Annotated in this window: 16 protein-coding genes; 12 read left to right on the forward strand and 4 right to left on the reverse strand. The window is 40.7% G+C overall.

What is annotated here, in order from left to right:
- Nucleotides 1-413 precede the first annotated feature (413 nt).
- The 7 genes from AC1TO6_RS14840 (at nt 414) to AC1TO6_RS14870 (ending at nt 6,208) form a co-directional block, all read left to right on the forward strand.
- Nucleotides 414-1,016, forward strand: coding sequence for a TasA family protein (locus AC1TO6_RS14840; RefSeq protein WP_482102398.1), 603 nt, complete (start codon nt 414-416; stop codon nt 1,014-1,016).
- Nucleotides 1,017-1,175: 159 nt separating this feature from the next.
- Nucleotides 1,176-1,961 (forward strand): hypothetical protein, encoded by a 786-nt coding sequence (locus AC1TO6_RS14845; RefSeq protein WP_482102399.1) that lies wholly within the window; start codon nt 1,176-1,178, stop codon nt 1,959-1,961.
- Nucleotides 1,927-2,520, forward strand: a complete 594-nt coding sequence (gene sipW, locus AC1TO6_RS14850) for a signal peptidase I SipW (RefSeq protein ID WP_482102400.1) — start codon at nt 1,927-1,929, stop codon at nt 2,518-2,520. Before AC1TO6_RS14845 ends, sipW begins: the two co-directional genes overlap by 35 nt.
- A 36-nt stretch (nt 2,521-2,556) precedes the next feature.
- Nucleotides 2,557-3,207: a hypothetical protein gene (locus tag AC1TO6_RS14855; RefSeq protein ID WP_482102401.1), complete on the forward strand. Its 651-nt coding sequence runs from the start codon at nt 2,557-2,559 to the stop codon at nt 3,205-3,207.
- Between the two features lie 312 nt (nt 3,208-3,519).
- The gene (locus AC1TO6_RS14860; RefSeq protein WP_482102402.1) at nt 3,520-4,716 is read left to right on the forward strand and encodes a multidrug effflux MFS transporter; all 1,197 of its coding nucleotides are present in this window, start codon (nt 3,520-3,522) and stop codon (nt 4,714-4,716) included.
- Nucleotides 4,717-4,965: 249 nt separating this feature from the next.
- Nucleotides 4,966-5,529 carry a TetR/AcrR family transcriptional regulator gene (locus AC1TO6_RS14865; protein WP_482102403.1) on the forward strand — a complete coding sequence of 188 codons (564 nt, stop codon included), beginning with the start codon at nt 4,966-4,968 and terminating at the stop codon, nt 5,527-5,529.
- A gap of 163 nt (nt 5,530-5,692) precedes the next feature.
- On the forward strand, nt 5,693-6,208 hold the full coding sequence (locus AC1TO6_RS14870; RefSeq protein ID WP_482102404.1) for a DUF2798 domain-containing protein: 516 nt from the start codon (nt 5,693-5,695) through the stop codon (nt 6,206-6,208).
- Nucleotides 6,209-6,253: 45 nt separating this feature from the next.
- On the opposite strand, the gene AC1TO6_RS14875 is transcribed toward AC1TO6_RS14870, so the two are convergent.
- Entirely contained in the window at nt 6,254-6,691 is a 438-nt protein-coding gene (locus tag AC1TO6_RS14875) for a universal stress protein (protein ID WP_482102405.1), read from the reverse strand.
- Nucleotides 6,692-7,042: 351 nt separating this feature from the next.
- On the opposite strand from AC1TO6_RS14875, the gene AC1TO6_RS14880 reads away from it, so the two are divergent.
- Nucleotides 7,043-10,855 carry a choice-of-anchor I family protein gene (locus AC1TO6_RS14880; RefSeq protein ID WP_482102406.1) on the forward strand — a complete coding sequence of 1,271 codons (3,813 nt, stop codon included), beginning with the start codon at nt 7,043-7,045 and terminating at the stop codon, nt 10,853-10,855.
- A gap of 241 nt (nt 10,856-11,096) precedes the next feature.
- On the opposite strand, the gene AC1TO6_RS14885 is transcribed toward AC1TO6_RS14880, so the two are convergent.
- The gene (locus AC1TO6_RS14885) at nt 11,097-11,930 is read right to left on the reverse strand and encodes a MurR/RpiR family transcriptional regulator (protein ID WP_482102407.1); all 834 of its coding nucleotides are present in this window, start codon (nt 11,928-11,930) and stop codon (nt 11,097-11,099) included.
- A 208-nt stretch (nt 11,931-12,138) separates the two neighbouring features.
- On the opposite strand from AC1TO6_RS14885, the gene AC1TO6_RS14890 reads away from it, so the two are divergent.
- Genes AC1TO6_RS14890 through AC1TO6_RS14905 form a run of 4 tightly spaced genes read left to right on the forward strand, consistent with a single transcriptional unit; the run spans nt 12,139 to nt 16,287 of the window.
- A complete protein-coding gene (locus tag AC1TO6_RS14890) occupies nt 12,139-12,966 on the forward strand; it encodes a DUF8171 family membrane protein (RefSeq protein WP_482102481.1) in 828 nt (275 codons plus the stop codon).
- A complete protein-coding gene (locus AC1TO6_RS14895; RefSeq protein WP_482102408.1) occupies nt 12,956-14,707 on the forward strand; it encodes an ABC transporter ATP-binding protein in 1,752 nt (583 codons plus the stop codon). Before AC1TO6_RS14890 ends, AC1TO6_RS14895 begins: the two co-directional genes overlap by 11 nt.
- Nucleotides 14,682-15,506, forward strand: a complete 825-nt coding sequence (locus AC1TO6_RS14900) for an energy-coupling factor transporter transmembrane component T family protein (protein ID WP_482102409.1) — start codon at nt 14,682-14,684, stop codon at nt 15,504-15,506. The genes AC1TO6_RS14895 and AC1TO6_RS14900 overlap by 26 nt, the downstream gene beginning before the upstream one ends.
- Nucleotides 15,507-15,525: 19 nt before the next feature.
- On the forward strand, nt 15,526-16,287 hold the full coding sequence (locus AC1TO6_RS14905) for a PHP domain-containing protein (RefSeq protein WP_482102410.1): 762 nt from the start codon (nt 15,526-15,528) through the stop codon (nt 16,285-16,287).
- On the opposite strand, the gene AC1TO6_RS14910 is transcribed toward AC1TO6_RS14905, so the two are convergent.
- Nucleotides 16,284-16,649, reverse strand: coding sequence for a hypothetical protein (locus AC1TO6_RS14910; protein ID WP_482102411.1), 366 nt, complete (start codon nt 16,647-16,649; stop codon nt 16,284-16,286). The genes AC1TO6_RS14905 and AC1TO6_RS14910 overlap by 4 nt on opposite strands.
- 706 nt (nt 16,650-17,355) lie before the next feature.
- A complete protein-coding gene (gene tatA, locus AC1TO6_RS14915; RefSeq protein ID WP_482102412.1) occupies nt 17,356-17,562 on the reverse strand; it encodes a twin-arginine translocase TatA/TatE family subunit in 207 nt (68 codons plus the stop codon).
- Nucleotides 17,563-17,586 lie beyond the last annotated feature (24 nt).

Raw genomic sequence — 17,586 nt, forward strand, 5'->3', positions numbered from 1 at the left:
TTTGGGGGGAGAAGAATCACAATATTCTGTTTATACTGAACGTAGTTCCACTTTCGCAGACACTAAAGTCTAAAGGAGGAGATGACCGGCTTAGGAGACACGTAAATCTGAAAAGGAAGATTTATTGAAAAAATTGCATTGTACTTCTTTAACCGCTTCTTGCAAGTTGAGGGGCGAAGATTGTAAAGAGCGATTCAGTCAAAAACGTCTATGTAGAAATGTAGTAAATGGAATTTGTCAATAGCTGTCGAACTATGAAAATGTTGCGTGCAATCAAGGTTGCTTTATCAAAAGTAAAAGAAAACTCATGCCTAACAACGAAGATAAGAGTAGACTCTTCCAAGACGCAGAAAAGAACATAGTACAAGCATTCAATATAGGTAAAAAAATACAAAAAAATGGAGGAAACTAAAATGACTATTAAAAAGAAGCTAGCAATGGGTATCGCAACTGGAGCATTGGCTGTAAGTATGATCGGTGGAGGAACATTTGCTTATTTCAATGATGTGGAAGTAAATAAGAGCAGTTTTGCAGCAGGTACATTGGATATTAATGTTGCAGGTAATGATAAAGACTTTGCAATTATTGATGTGGGCAATCTAAAACCAGGGGATCATATGCTACGTACATTTAAACTTAATAACACCGGCAGCCTAGACGTAGCCAAGGTATTGTTGACATCCGCTTATGCAGTCACTGATGCGAATGGTAATAATGCTGGCGCAGACTTTGGTGAACATATTCAGGTTAAGTTCCTTGTCAATAATGACAAAAGGTCTGAGGTTCTTTATGAAACTACTTTAAAGAACCTAAGTTCAACAGATGTTACTGATAGAAATCTGTTGGGATGGAGGCTTGGCGGAGAAAATGATGGACTAAGGGCGAATTCATCCGATACGCTTACAGTTATGTTCGAATTTATTGACAATGGTCAGGATCAAAATGTTTTCCAAGGAGATTCTCTAAAGCTTGACTGGACGTTTGACGCAAAGCAGACAGCTGGAACATTGAGATAACATATATCCCGGGAGGAGAGCACTTCTCCTCCTTCATTTTATTTCATCAGATTGCCGGTGCTATTCCTTATATATATTTCTCTATATATAACTTTTTTATATGTTGAGAAATATATTTAAGATAGTTCTAGCGATATTACTATGAAAGGCGGGATAGGTTTGGGAATCAAGCGAATGTCAACATTCAAGGAAAAGAATCTAAGTCTTTTATTAGTCTCAAAAATAGCACTCATATGTTATGTAACCATTTTTGGCACTAGTTATATGTCGTCTGACACGTCCGCATTTCTTAGTAGTCAGTCAGAAGTCTCCCAGACAATCACTGCTGGTGTATGGGAAGTTCCGGTAGTTCTTAATGAATGCGGCGAGGAAATTATGATTGACCCCGAGCAAAATGATGACAAGCCGAAGGAGGAAAATGGTAAAGATACGGTATCGATCGAGGAAATCAGGGTTGACTGCGAGAATAACGATGAGGAGCCTAAGGTAGAAGACGAATCAAGCGATGTCAACTGCAAGGGCGAAGATCATAATTCTTTGGGAGAAAACGAACAAGATGCTGTATCAAGCGAGATAACCAAGGTCGACTGCAAGAATAAAGAGGATGAACCTAAGAAAGAAATTGAAAAGGATACCATCACAGAAGATGAAGATATGAAAGTGGAGAAAGAAAACGAAAATAAAGCGGATTCAGATGCTGACACAGTGGTGGAGCAGGAAACTCCTGTAAATAACGTTGAACAGCAGAAAGGCGAGGAAGTACAGAAACCGGTTATTCAGGATTCTGCGGAAAGTAAGGCTCCAGAAGAAAGCGCTGAAACAGTAACTGAAATAAATGCTGTTGTAGAACCAGAAAAAATCATAGAGGAAGCAGAGGGTGATACAAATGAGAAAACAGAAGGAGAGTCAAATGAAAAAACGGAGAATAATGAAGGCGATAAATAGCCTCATCTCCGGCATATTGATGGTTCTGCTGATTAGTGTAGCTTCCGTTGTGGTCATCACGAAAATCTCTGGTGGCGAGCCGGAACTTTTCGGTTACCAATTAAAAACAGTTCTGTCGGGATCCATGGAGCCGGGAATCCAAACTGGCTCAATCATCGCTGTAAAGAAACCCGAAGATAAAACCAATTTTAAAGCAGGCGATGTCATCACATTCCAAGAAACAGAAGATATTTTGATCACACACCGGATTACAGAGGTGTCCAAAAGTGGAGACTCTGTACTTTACCGGACAAAAGGTGATAACAATAATGCTGAGGATATGAATCCAGTACAGTCTGGTAATGTGGTAGCGGAGTACACCGGTTTTACATTGCCTTACGCAGGGTACTTCATTGACTTTACCAAGTCGAAGAATGGTGCGTTTTTGCTGTTAATCCCTGGTTTCTTGCTGCTACTTTACTCGGCATTTACGATTTGGAGAGCACTAAGTCAGCTCGAATTGCCTCAAAAGAAACAAGTAGATGTAGTGAGAGAAGATGGCGGGGATAGTTCTTCGTGAATCTAAAGCCAAGATATGTAAGGAGGCATTGGTAACATGAGCAAACTGTTTCGACTGATTCCGTGTCTTTTATTGATAGGCGGAATTTGTATCTTTCCCATAACAAACGTTTTTGCAGAGGGTGAAAACGACACGGACCAGAATGAGATAGACATCATCCTTTCACCCAAAGAAAATTTATTTGATATCAGCAATATGAAGCCCGGTGATTGGGCGCCCCGGACCCTTACAGTCAAAAACGGCAACCAAGATTTTGACTACCAAATGCAGGTACAAAACAATGGAGAAGAAAAGCTATTTAACGAGCTATTGATGGAAATAAAAACAGATGGCGTGGAATTGTATAAAGGCAAATTGGCTGAATTTAAGTCACTGAAAGCAAGAAAACTTACAAGCGGCAGTGAGGAGAATTTGGATATCACTATTCGTTTTCCAGAGCACCTTGGAAATGATTTTCAAGGACTTCAGTCAGCATTTGCTTTCTCTTTTACAGCAGAAGGAAAAGATACCCCGGCAGTTCAAGCTATGGTACTAGGGCAAATTGATAGCGGCGGCTCAACATTAGCCGGGGGCAGCTTGCCTGCCACATCGACAAATCTATTTTACTTTATATTTCTGGGTACCGCACTTCTGGCAGGAATTGCGTTGATGGTCATCAGGCATTACAGACGGATGAAGATGGCTTAATCGAAATTACAGAAAAGCTGCCTGTGCATGGCTTATCATGCACAGGCAGCTTTTCTGTTTTTCTTGGAGACTGCAAATATATACTTTATTAGCTTTTGCAGCCCTCTCGAATCCATCGCTCGACCGCCCGAACCCATCGTTCAATCGCCCAACTCATGGCATACCACTTATGCTATACTTAATTAAAATCAGAATAATGGCTAGATTACTAGTCAAATAATCATAAAAATCATCCAGATAATCAAAAGTCTACTGAAGGTATAGAAATAGTAATCCGCAAAGATTAAATGAAGAAGGAAGTGTCAATCTAGTGTGGCTAAAGTGAAAAAAGAAGTGAAGTTACATAAGTTTTGGATTGTCCTATTACTAGGATCACTTACTGCCATCGGACCGCTATCGATGGATATGTATTTGCCGGCGCTTCCAATCGTTGCAACTGATTTACATACCTCAACATCGCTTGCACAATTAAGTTTGACCGCGTGTTTAATAGGACTTGCTGTCGGACAGCTGATTTTCGGTCCATTGAGTGATATTCGGGGGAGACGCAAACCGCTCATCTTTACGTTAATCGTATACGCGACTGCCTCTGTTTTATGTGCATTCAGTACAACGATTTGGGTTTTTATCGGGTCGCGATTTATCCAAGGGGTATCAGGTGCGGCGGGAATCGTTATCGCACGGGCTTCTGCACGGGATATGTATTCTGGTAAAGACTTGACGAAGTTTATCGCATTACTGGCACTTGTAAACGGTGCAGCACCGATTCTTGCGCCCATTTCAGGTGGATTCGTTTTAAATTTCGCATCATGGAACGCCGTGTTTATCATATTAGGTGTAATTGGTCTTCTTATGTTTTTGGCAGTTACGCTTTTTCTCCCTGAGACGTTGCCTAAAGAAAAAAGGGCTGAGGGAAGTATGTTGGCGGTCGTCAAGACATTCGGGAATTTGTTTAAAGACCGTGTGTTTCTGGGGATATCGGGCACACTAGCCTTGATCATGTCGAGTATGTTTGCATACATAGCGGGGTCTCCTTTTGTCCTGCAAAACCTTTACAATGTAACACCTCAACAGTTTTCCATGTTGTTTGCACTAAATGGTTTAGGCATTATCATCGCCGCACAAGTGACAGGTAGATTAGCAAGCACAGTTGACGAAGTGAAATTGCTGTTTACAGGGGTTTTATTGTCATTCACAGGAAGTATATTACTCTTTATCGTTGTTTCAAATGACCTTTCTTTACTCGCAATGACCATAGCCCTTTTCCTCGTCGTTTCAAGTGTCGGAATGGTATCAACGTCCGCATTTTCGCTCGGCATGCAAAGCCAAGAAAAAGCGGCAGGAAGTGCTTCAGCCTTTCTGGGACTGCTTCCATTTATCGGTGGGGCGATCGTTGCGCCACTCGTAGGAATTGCAGGGGACCAAACGGCGTGGCCAATGGGCATCATAATTATGACATGTAGCAGTGGTGCGCTTGTGCTGTTTTTGCTTTTCGTGAGAAAGGGGTAAGTATTCGACGAGGAGTAGTATTCATTTTTGGGAGAGAAAAGGTTATGCCTGCAATTGAATAATGAAAAAGTTGAAACCAGACAAAGTGGCGTTTGTCTGGTTATTTTGATGTATGGAATTTCAGGGATATAGTGACATTCACTAAATAAGGCGCACTAAAATGTAATAAAACTGAAAACTATTATTCAGGTTGAAAACTTGTTATAATAAAAACAGACCAGTCGGTATGACAGGAGGAATACATCAATTATGGATACAAAATCGATATTAATTGATACGGCGACGACCCTTTTTCAACAAAAAGGGTATAAAAGTGTCGGACTTAATGAGATTTTAACAGCCTGTAACGTTACAAAAGGAGCGCTCTATCATCATTTCCCAAATGGAAAAGAAGAATTATTGATTACTTGTTTACACGGTTTAAACGAAGTCATTACCACAGATATTGAGGCTATTTTCAGTAGGCATGAAGCAACGGAGGACGCGATACTGTCAATGATTGATAAGTTGGTTCACAACTTTGAAAGAGACGGCACCATTATCGCCTATACATTTAGTAGCATTGTCAGTGAAATGGCAACGATGAGTGAACCAGTCCGCACTGCTTGTAGTGCTCTATATGAAAATATTCAACAGCTTTACTATGAGAAACTTGTAACGGAAGGCTATTCGAATGAATCGGCTTCCGCTTGTGCATTGTTGCTGACAGTTTCGATTGAGGGTGCAATGATGCTTTGTTTAACGCAAAAATCCGCAATACCTTTGAAAACAATTGCGACATTATTGCCGAGTATTTTAAAAGTAAACAGATAAAGTAGACAGAGCTCTTTACTATTTGGGTTGTTAAACGGAGTGCATTTTTAGTGTAAATTGCATTTACGGCAGCTTCATTGATTTGCGTTAAGTTCATAACTGTTTTTGCTTTTGTATTTAGAGTAGGTCCAATACGAATTTTGAAAGGAAGAGAAATCAAACTATGCATCAAGAAAACAGACTACCCAAAAACGCTAAAGAGGGAGCGTTATTCGGCGCTATCATCGTAACACTATCCGTATTATTAATAGGATCAATCAACATAATCCTTGCAGCTGGAGGATTCAATAAAGAGGTTGCAATGAGCATGTTAATCACGTTACCTATTATTTGGGTGATCGTTATGATTATTGAACCTGTCGCAATCGGTCGTTTTGCAGAATATTTATCATCAAAATTCATTTCTCCAACAGATGGTTTTGCTGCTCGTATCATGTTCCGTACGATTTTTACAGTATTGGGTATGTCATTCACAATGACAATTATTGGAGATATCGTTGGAAATGGTTTTAGAGAGGATTTCGTTGCTCACTTCCTACAAACTTGGCCACGTAACTTCTTAATCGCTCTATTTTTAGAGAGCTTAGTTATCCAGCCAATTGCACGCTTTGTAATGGTTAAAATGCACGCAGCGCAAGATAGAAAAGCTGCAGTTCAAGCGAAAACACAAAACGTTTAAAAAAATGGCTCAGACTTTTATCAAAGTTCTGAGCCATTTTTTTGTTCAATTCGTGGGTGTGCGTACGACTAAAACATCGCATTTAGCTGAACGGACGATTGCTTCAGATACCGAACCAATTATGTAGCGCTCTATTGGCGTATGCCCCGTAGCGCCGCAAATAATTAAGTCGGCCTCAACTGTTTTAGCAATCTCTTTTGTTATTACCGTTTTAGGTGACCCATATTCAATAATGGACGTTGCATTTTTAACACCAGCAACTGCTGCACGTGCTTTGTAGCGATCTAAAATTTCCTGTGATTTATCTCTGACCTGCTCAGCAATATCTTTATCGAGCGCTCCGAAATATTTTGTATCTATAATGTTAACGATGTGTAATTGTGAACCTTTGTTTCGATAGGCGATATCAATGGATTTACGAAATGCATAGTCGGCCTCAACTGAACCGTCTATAGCTACTAAAATACTTTTGTATTGATTCATCTGCCAAATCCCCCTTTAACAAGTTATTTGAAAGGTGCTTACCTGTAGATTCGTTGTATTACCGTCAACATACCAAGCGGTTTGTTTTAAATATACCAAAAATTATTTCTATAAGCCAACGCTTTTTATCTAGCCTCTCGCGCCCCGCTCGAATCCACCCGCGAACCGCCCAACCCCCCCAACCCCCCCAAACCCGCAAAAATTTACATAAAACTAACACTCATTACACTAAACTAACAATCTACCAAAACATTAATAATCACTTAACATTTCAGAGGTTTTAGAATGGTAACCTTAATAAAAGGACTAAATTAGCCCTTACAATACATAGAACTTTAGGAGGCTATTCAATTGAATTCATATCAAAAAGCATTCGGAGCGACGTTAGCTGTAGCGGTAGCAACGGGAACACTTGCAGTAGCTGCACCGGTATACACACAAGCCGATGAGGTGAAAATTCCCATATTTTCTGATGTAAAAGATATAAAAAGTCATCGATCCTATGACGCAGTTATCAGTTTGGCTTCTAGAGGGATCGTAAAAGGATACAGCGATGGCACTTATAAACCGAATCAGGCCGTAACGCGGGGGCAACTTGCTACCGTTTTAGCGAAATCCCTTGAATTGGATACAAAGAATGTAAAAAACCCGGGATTCAAAGACGTTAAAGTGACTGACACGCATTACGGAGCAATTGCTGCACTTGTTGAAGCTGGCATTGTAGAAGGGTATAACGATAAGACATTTAAGCCTGGCGGGCCACTGACACGTGCGCATATCGCCAAGATGATTAGTATTGGATTTAATCTAGAAGACGTCAAGTTTACGAAGAGCCCATTTACAGATGTCAGAGCTGAAAACTGGTACGCAAATTATGTCCAAGCATTGATCGACAATAAAATCACAGTTGGAACCACTCCTACTAGATTTGAACCAAATGCTTTCGTTACAAGAGGGCAAATGGCTTCCTTTATTGTTCGAAGTGAATCAGCTTCCACTAGAGGCAATGGAAAAACGTTTAACCTTTCTTTGATGCACGTAAATGATATACATGCGAATACGGACAAAGCACCAAAAATGGTTACAGCAGTAAACGAGGTCCGCGCAGCTAAACCGGATGCATTGTTGTTAAATGCAGGAGATGTATTCTCTGGTACTTTGTATTTCAATGAATTCCAAGGATTAGCAGACTTAGCGTTCATGAATTTAATGAAAGTCGATGCTATGACATTCGGTAACCATGAATTTGACCTTGGTTCATCAGCGGAAGGCCATAAAGCATTGGCTGACTTCATTAAAGCGGCAAACTTCCCGTTTGTATCTGCAAACGTAGATTTTTCAAAAGATCCATTGTTTGATGGATTGTTCAATACGAAAATTTCAGCAACGCCTGAAGATAGCAATATCTACGCAGGCATTGTCAAAGAAGTAGACGGAGAAAAAATTGGTATCTTTGGTCTAACAACTGCTGAAACGAAAAACCTTGCAAGTCCGGGGAAAATTACATTCTCTAATTATATTGAGGATGCAGAAAAAATGGTTGCTGAATTTGAGAAAATGGGTGTCAATAAAATCGTTGCACTGACACATATTGGTTTTGATGATAATGCCGCGATGGACAATGACCAAGAGCTAGCTGCAAATGTCGACGGGATTGACGTAATTGTTGGTGGACATAGCCATACGCAACTAGACAAACCTGTCGTTGTAGACAAAGATGAAAAAGGCGCAGCGAAAGACAAAACAATTATTGTACAAGCGTATCAGTATTCAGATTACCTGGGTACGTTAGATATTGAATTTGATAAAAACGGTGTCGTAGTCGGACATGCAGGTAAATTGATTGCGACTAAAGACAAAGAAGAGAATGCTGAGGCCGTTAAGCTCTTAAAACCTTATAAAGATCGAATTGCAGCTGTAAATGAAGAGGAAATTGGCGTAACACTTAAAAATGCACTAATAAGTCCAAGAACATCTGATGAAGGTTATGTACCGGGCACAAGTGTACGAGCGAGTGAAACAATTCTAGGGAACTTAATCACAGATGGCATGCTTGCAAAAGCGCAAGGTTATGTAAAAGATAAAAAAGTAGTTATGGCATTCCAAAATGGTGGGGGAATTAGATCTGCGATAGATGCCGGTCCAATCACAGTAGGGGACGTAATCACTGTGCTTCCATTTGGTAATACACTAGCGACTATGGACGTTACAGGTGCAGAATTAAAAGAGGCATTCGAAATTAGTTTTAAAGAGTATCCAAAAGAAAACGGCGGTTTCCTTCATGTATCAGGTGCGAAAGTAGAATTCGATTCTTCTAAACCTGCTGGAGAACGTGTCGTTTCAATTGCCTATAAAAATGAAGACGGTACGTACACAAAACTTGAAGACACTAAGACATATACAGTAGCAACAAACGCCTTCACAGCAAAAGGTGGAGACGGATATGACGTCCTTAAAAAAGCTTATGAAGCAGGTCGTGTAACGGATCTTGGACTTTCGGATTGGGAAAACTTAAGAGAACACTTGGTATCACTAGGCGACAAAATTCCAACTGAACGTGAAGGTCGAATAGTAGACGTTAAGGGACAAGTTGTAGACGCAATCACAAGTTTTTATAACACGAACCCTGAAAAGTTAACAGTCTCTCAAGTTGCCCGCTACGACAGCCTTAAAGGCGAAGGTGGGACAGAGATTTTAGCTTATGATGAAAACCTGAAAAAAGCATTCGTCACTAATGGTGCAGTAAAAGGTTTTGACATTGTTTCATTTGAAAATTTAAAATCGGGTACATTAACAGGCATTACAGAAACGACTAGAGTACTACTCTCAAGCTTTGGCGTTGATGGGGTAGCTGATATTACGAGCATTGCTTCACATCCAACTAAAGATTTAATCGCGATTTCTGCAGTAAGCGATCCGAAAACAGAACGAGGCTACATCATCTTTGCAACGAAAGACGGGAAGTTTGTAAAATCTGTTCAAGTCGGCGCATTGCCAGACATGGTGACATTCACGCCTGACGGGACGAAAGCAATCGTTGCAAATGAAGGAGAACCAGCCGATAATGCAAGAAAAACAAGTGATTTAATTGATCCAGCAGGGTCTATTTCGATTATTGATGTAGCAACTTATACGCATACAGAACTGAAATTTACAGAAGCAATGTTAGACGATAAAGTTCGGATGTCTTATCAAGGCAAAGGCAAATCGTACTTGGCACAATTAGAGCCTGAATATGTAACCGTCTCTGCTGACAGCAAAACGGCTTACGTTTCTCTACAAGAAAACAATGCAATCGCAACAGTTGACCTTGTAGCAGGCAAAATCCTAAGCGTTAAAGGGTTAGGCGTAAAAGACTATTCAGCAGCTGGAAATGAACTAGACGCGCTCAAAGATGGCAAAGTAAAACTGGAGAAACAACCAATCCTTTCATTCTATATGCCAGATGCCATTGAAACGTTCACTGTAGGTGCAGATACGTACATCATCACACCGAACGAAGGGGACGCACGTGACTATGAAGGATTCAGTGAAGATAAAAAAGTAGATAAAATTATTGATAAAGTTAGATTAAAAGCAGAGCATTATGCAGGCTATACACAAGCAGAGCTAGATGGATTTGACCTAAAGGCACTAAATGATTTTAAAATTACAACTGAAGATGGAAAAAATGCAGCTGGAGAATACGAAGCGCTTTATGGATACGGCGGACGTAGCTTCTCTATCTTCAATGCAAAAACAATGGAGCTCGTATTTGATAGCGGAAGTGATTTCGAATCAATCATCGCAAATGATCCGCGATTAAAACCATACTTCAACGTAAGCAACAGCAATGTAGATGTAGATGATCGCAGTAACAGCAAAGGTCCAGAACCAGAATCAGTAACAACTGGAGAAATCAATGGAAAAACGTATGCATTCATCGCGCTAGAACGCATCAGCGGCATTATGGTTTATGATCTTACAAATCCATCAAGCCCTGAGTACGTAACGTTCGTGACAAGCCGTGACTTCACGAAAGAGGTTGCAGGAGATGTAGCGCCAGAAGGCTTAAGATTCATCCCAGCTTCCAAAAGCCCAACAGGTAACGCATTACTAGCAGCAACACACGAAATGTCAGGAACCGTTGCGGTTTATGAATTTGATGTGGCTAAACTTAAGTAACACCAGCTGTAGATGATTAAGTGTTAGGTAGGCGTGTGTGTTACGAATGGGGTAATTCGCTAAATGGAGACCAGACAATTTGGGGATTGTCTGGTTTTTTTGTGTCCAATCAACAAGGAGGTTTCCAACGAAGCTACGAAAGCGTCCAACGAACAGGGGAGTTTCCAACAAAGTTAGCCGAGTGTCCCACGAAGTCAGTAAAGCCTCCAACGAACCCGTCAAACCCTCCAACCAAACCCCTTCACCTTGGCAAAATACTCTTATACTTACTCCGCAACTCATTTAATTCCTCTAACTTGGAAATGGATTCATCCTTTTTCCGCATGCCTACGCCGATGATTAGATTCTCGATAAGAAAAGTCGGCGCAACCATTGAATGGAACTCCCATAACTCGCCTCTACTGGCATATAAGATCATGTCTGCTGTCGTATTAAAGTCTGAAATAAGTCGATCTGTAATTACGATTGTTTTACATCCAATCGTCTTACTATGATCTAAAATAACTTTTGTTTCGGGGTGTAATTGGACGAATCCGAAAACCAACACTGTGTCATCTTTCGTCATATGAATTAATGATTCAAAAAGTTCGTGTCCACTTTTAGGAAGGCAATGGAGAGATAAGCCGAATCGAGATAGTCTAAAATCCATTAATTGAGCAAGGCCTTCTGAGGGGCCTGGGCTATATATGTATATTTTATTCGAATTGGTCAAAGCGTCGACTGCCTGTTCGAATGTGTCAGATGAAAAATGTAGAAGTGTTTCCTGTAAGTGTTGGGTGCTTAGTGCGAGCATTTGTTGCTGCATTTCATTAGATTCAACTTGATTCATAATGTTTTTCAATTTGTTCGCTGGAGATATGACTTCTCGTTCTTTTAAGTCATTTTTAAAATCCTTGAAGCTTTCAAAGCCAATCGATTTCCAAAATCGAGAGACGGTCGCATTGCTTAACTCGAGCTGCGCCGCGATTTCGGTCTCTGTCATATAGAGAATAGAATTTGTATTTTTTTGTACATAATCTGCAATCACTTTTTGATTGGGTGTTAACTCTTCTACATTCCAATTTTCTTCGTACATACTATCTCCTCCTCTACATTGTATTTTAACATGTTTTATTCGTGATGAAAAATAATTTTCATTAATTATAATGTGAAAATTATTTTACAATCTATTTACACGACATTCACATCTCCTTAACAACAGCTTGATATCATTTGAATTAAGAGTAAAAGGAGGAATTGAATTGACAAAAAAACAGCCCTATCAGTTAACTCAGTCACAAAAAATGATGGTCTTTATTTTATCTATGTCTTTGTATGGTCTTTCTAACATGTTTACAGAACTTTTACCAAGCGTACAACTAGGTCCAATTGAATTATCAGTAGAATATTTTGCATTTATTCCACTAACGCTATGTATTTTATTCCATCCATTATATACGGCTATCGGGGCTGCCTTAGGTGAAGTGATTTTTGGCGAATTAATGCTCGGACAATTTGGCGGTATTGGAGAAATAGAAAAGTTTATTACCTTTTCTCTTGGAATGTACATTGCGGGGATATTAGTAAGAAATCCATTGAACCGACTTCAGGTAGGTATTGGCGTCATGTCGGGCTTAATTGTGCATCATTTATTGGCAACTATGGTGGATATCGGGAAAGTTTGGGTCGGAATCGAAGAAATTGAGGCCGTACAAGGATTGGCTGAGAGTATCCTGATTATAGAAGGTGTCGCATTCTTTAATGACTTGCTGTTTTCGGGAATCTTATTTGCACTTTTGCCCACACTTTATCTGGTTCCAAGACTTTACGGGAAAATTGAACCGTTGCTTGGCATGAAGCCTAGGGACAATAAGGTTAGTTATTCGTTAAACGAAATCATTACACCCAAGTTAATCGTCATTGGCGTTATCTTGACGGCTGTCGCGGTTGTGTCAGAGTTCGCGTCTGAAGCAGATTTAAATATCGGCGAATGGGAGCCTGACTTTTTAGAGATGTTTGGTAGTTGGTTTATCTGGATTATTATAGGCGTCGCAGCAATTATTGCAGCCCTAACGCTACTCACTATGATGAAAAAATCAAAAGAGAGGGATGGACTTAAACATGGCAGTTGAACCAATTGTTCAATTAAACAATGTTTCATTTACCTATCCTGGCGCAGAAAATCCCGTGTTGCAAAACGTTCATTTAACAATTAATCCGGGAGAATTTACCGCGATTGTTGGTGGAAACGGTTCAGGGAAATCTACTTTATGTAAAACATTCAATGGTCTTATTCCACAATTTTATGTAGGGGATTTTGAAGGTGAAGTGATTGTAAATGGTTTATTGGCAAAAGACCATTCTGTAGCACAACTCTCCCAAAATGTTGGATATGTCTATCAAGATTTCGAGAATCAACTCCTAAGACCCACTGTCTTAGATGATGTTTGCTTTGTACCTTTAAATTATGGATTAGCTGACTATAAAGAGCGAGGAAAATGGGCGCTTGAAGTGACAGGATTATCCGCGCTCCATAATGACTTTATTTGGCAGCTGAGTGGAGGGCAAATGCATCTCCTTGCTTTAGCAGGTGCGCTAGCGATGAAACCGAAAATGATCATTATTGATGAGCCAATTGCACAACTGGATCCAAATCATGCGAAACAAGTATATGACATTTTAAAAACATTAAATATCGATTTTGGCATCACAATCATTGTCATTGAGCACCACACAGAGTTTATCGCCAATTACTGTGATCAAGTAATACTAATGGATCAAGGAAAGATTCTTTGGAAAAAAGCGGTGAAAGAAGCTTTATCACAAGTAGAAGACCTAATGAGCCGCCAAATCTATCCACCACAAGTGACCCAGGCGGCGTATTCTTTGAAAAGTGCGGCAGAAGTGGAGAATAACTACCCGACGACAATGGCTGAAGCACTTGATTACTTTCCAAAAGTTAGACATCAACTGCCGAGCCTGGATGTAATAAGTGAACCAATTGTGTCGGAAAGCATGAACGATCTTGTCGTTCAATTTAAAGATGTTTCACTTCATTATAGGACATTCAAAAGGCAAACGAAGCAAGTCTTGGCGGATATCAATGTTTCATTTCACAAAGGGGACCTCGTTGCGGTCGTCGGAAATAACGGTGCTGGTAAGTCATCCCTTCTTAAATTGATTGTAGGCATTGTCAAACCGAGTGAGGGAGATGTGCTTGTACAAGGACTGAATACAAGCAAATCCTCCCCGGAGAAGTTAAGTGACACGGTTTCCTATGTCTATCAAAATCCAGAGGAAATGTTTATCAATGACTCTGTACGTAAAGACATTGAATATTATTTAAAAGTTAGAAAAGTACCTAATTATACAGCAGTCGTTGATCAATTAATTGAAGACTTTTCACTTGTTGACATCCAGCATCATGATGCCCGGCTGCTAAGTGGCGGACAACAACGTCGAGCGTCATTAGCGATTGGAGCTGCGATGAATCCCAAGGTGATTTTACTCGATGAGCCCACTGCAAATTTGGATATCGCAACAAAAAAGCAGATGATCCACATGCTTTCGAAGTTACGGCAACACGTGCAAACGGTTATCGTCGCGACGCATGACATGCAGCTCGTTTCGGAGTGGTCGAACCGAGTGATTGTGATGAATCAAGGGAAAATCGTATCCGACGGCAATCGAAATTCCCTTTTCGCGGATGATGCATTGGTGGAACGAGCCGGCCTGGCAACTCCCCAAATTTTACAACTGAGTAACAAGCTAGGGATGAATCCAGTTTGCTTTACAGTCGAGGATTTCATCGCAGGTTGGAGATCGGTTGATAAGGAGCGAGTGAATCTTGAATTATACAAGGAGTATGCGTGAAAAGTTTTCGATTGAATACGTGAAAGAAGAGTTACTGAATACCGCTTACGGCAATAGAGACACATTTCTTGCGCGCCTTGACCCGAGATCGTTAATTGTCTGGTACTTGTTCTTCGGACTTGTGCCGTGGTTCATTCACAATAAAGTGATCTTAAGTGGATTACTCATCTTTATGGTCTTCATGACGGTCATTTCAAAAGTGAGCCCCCTTATTATAGTGATTTTATGTCTAGGGTTATTAGGGGAAATCGCAGTATTGCTTTTCATTTCTTTGTTTTTCGGTGGCGGTTTTGAATCAATTGCGCCCCTTTTATGGTTAACGATAAAGCTTTCCATCATTGCGCTCGCAAGTATAGCCGTTTTTACCAGTATGGATCCTGAGCGCTTTAGCGATGCGTTACTTAGTTTTGGTGTGCCGGGTCAAGCCTCTTTCAGTGTGGCTTTTGGCTATCGGATTTTACCTACATTAATGGAGGAATTCCAGCAAATCTTTCTATCCTATCGGTTACGTGGAAAAGCACCTGCGTCGCATGGGTTTCTATACTGGCGTTCGATCTATTATTTTATGAAAATCCTAATCATGTCGTTTTATCCGCTAATTTTAAATGGCGCTAAGCGATCAAGGACGACAGTGGAAGCTTTAGAAACAAAAGGATTTAGTTATTCATTTACAAATCCTAACGTGAAAAAGATGAAGCTCTCGCACTACTCATTTAACTATAGAGAGCATTTCTTTTTGGCAGGCTCGGTGATTTATGTGTCATTTGTCTTTTGGCTTGGTTCGATCTATCAAATTTAATCGAAATGGGGAAAATAGGATGAAAATAGATTTTCATACACACGGAAAGATTTCAAAAAAGGTTCATTTTTCTTTGGATTACTTCATTGAAATGGTAAATGCAGCGAAGGAAAACGGGTTAAATGCGTTTGCGCTTACGGAGCATTTTAATACGCACCAATTTAATGATGTATATGACACGTTAGATAATGAATTCCCATATGTGCTTGATCATTACGAGGTAAATGGCGTTAAGGTTTTTCCAGGCATGGAGGTAGATATCAAGGAGACGGGTCATATTCTTTTCATTGGCAGAAAGGAAGATATACGTGGGCTTCATGCGAAACTTACGCCTTATCTCGAAAAAGGTCATTTTATTCCGTTTCATTTATTGCTGGAAGAGGCATCGGAGTTTAACTTCATCAAAATAGGCGCACATCCATTCCGAGATAGCACGCCTTTACACCATATAGATAGAGCGTTGTTAGCTAAACTGGATGCTTTTGATTTGAACGGGAAAGATTTGTTCAAGCAAGGCATAAGTGCTGCGGTAGAAAAAGTATTCCAATTTGCGGAAGAGCTAGACCTCCCAGTTGTTGGTGGCAGTGATACACATCAATCGATGCAATATGGCAGTATTGTCAATGTGCTTGAAGAGGAGTGTCACACGATCAGTGACCTTCAACAAGTGATCGCTGAAGGACGTTACAAGATTGAGATTTCACCAGATCTCAATAGTAAAGTTGAGGCGGCTCAGGTGTTAAAGAAGTTATTGAAGGCGAGTATGGAGCAGGTTGTTTAAGGGTAATTAGAAATCGGGCTACCAGGAAGACGCACCTTCGCTGGATGGTTCAGGTTAGAAATGGAGAGAATTAGAAATTCTGCTATTACCGCTTCTGCGCTTTGTGGATGCCTCCCGCGATAAGCCGGAAAGAAAACCACTTTCAGTCTTATCGCTTCGGCTCCCACGAAGGCGCGCCTGCGCTGGATGGTAGATGTTAGAAAGCGCATTTCGTTATCGGGAATTGCGAAGGCGATTAATAAAAGCCCCGATACAGTGTGTAGAATTAGAAATCCGGCTAATACCGCTTCTGCGCTTTGTGGATGCCTCCCGCGATAAGCCGGAAAGGAGTGCGCTTTCAATCTTATCGCTTCGGCTTCCACTGGACGCGCCTTCGCTGGAAGGTCCATGTTAGAAAGCGCATTTCGTTATCGGGAATTGCGAAGGCGATTAATAAAAGTCCAGATACAGTGTGTAGAATTAGAAATCCTGCTAATACCGCTTCGGCGCTTTGTGGTGCCTCCCGCGATAAGCCGGAAAGGAGATCACTTTCAGTCTTATCGCTCCGGCTACCACGAAGACGCGCCTTCGCTAGATGGTCTCTTTTATGAAAGCGCATTTCGTTATTGGGGATTAGACCTGCATCCTTTAGTGTGCCTTTCTTCAATGAAATTAGTATCAAATAGTAATCACATTATAATCTCAGTGCATACATCTCAGAATTACTATCAATAATGGAACACTCCAGCGCAGGCCACTGAAAAAGTTCTTTATTATAGTAAGAACTAGTTGATTGTAGTGAAGAGCGGCGACTCCAGCGGGAACAGCGCGAGCTGAAGACCCCACAGGAACGCAGTGACGAGGAGGCTGAAGCCGTGCCCGCGGAAAGCGTCCGCTCGGAACGGAAATCAACGGGATTGAAGGAAATCGGACTTTTTCAGTACCTTCACTCGGGGCCAAGCGGTCTAAAATCCACACTCCGAATTGCAACTCTCTCAATTACGAACACCATGTGACATCAATTAGATTTCCACGCCTTATTAAATACAAAAAAGCCAGCTATTCACAAAGAATAGCTGGCCTTTTATATTAGATTTTCTTTTCAACGTCTGTTTCACTAGCATCTAACTTCGTTTCGTCTTTTTCTTCATCATTGATGATATCTCTAGTAGATGTCTTAAATTCCTTTAAAGTTTCTCCAACCGCTTTCCCCAATTGAGGTAGTTTGGAAGGACCGAAGATGACAAGAGCTAGTATTAAAATGAGTATTAAACCCGGTAAGCCGATACTTGGCATGGTAATTCCTCCTTATCTAGATGA

Source organism: Sporosarcina sp. Y352 (assembly GCF_056786535.1).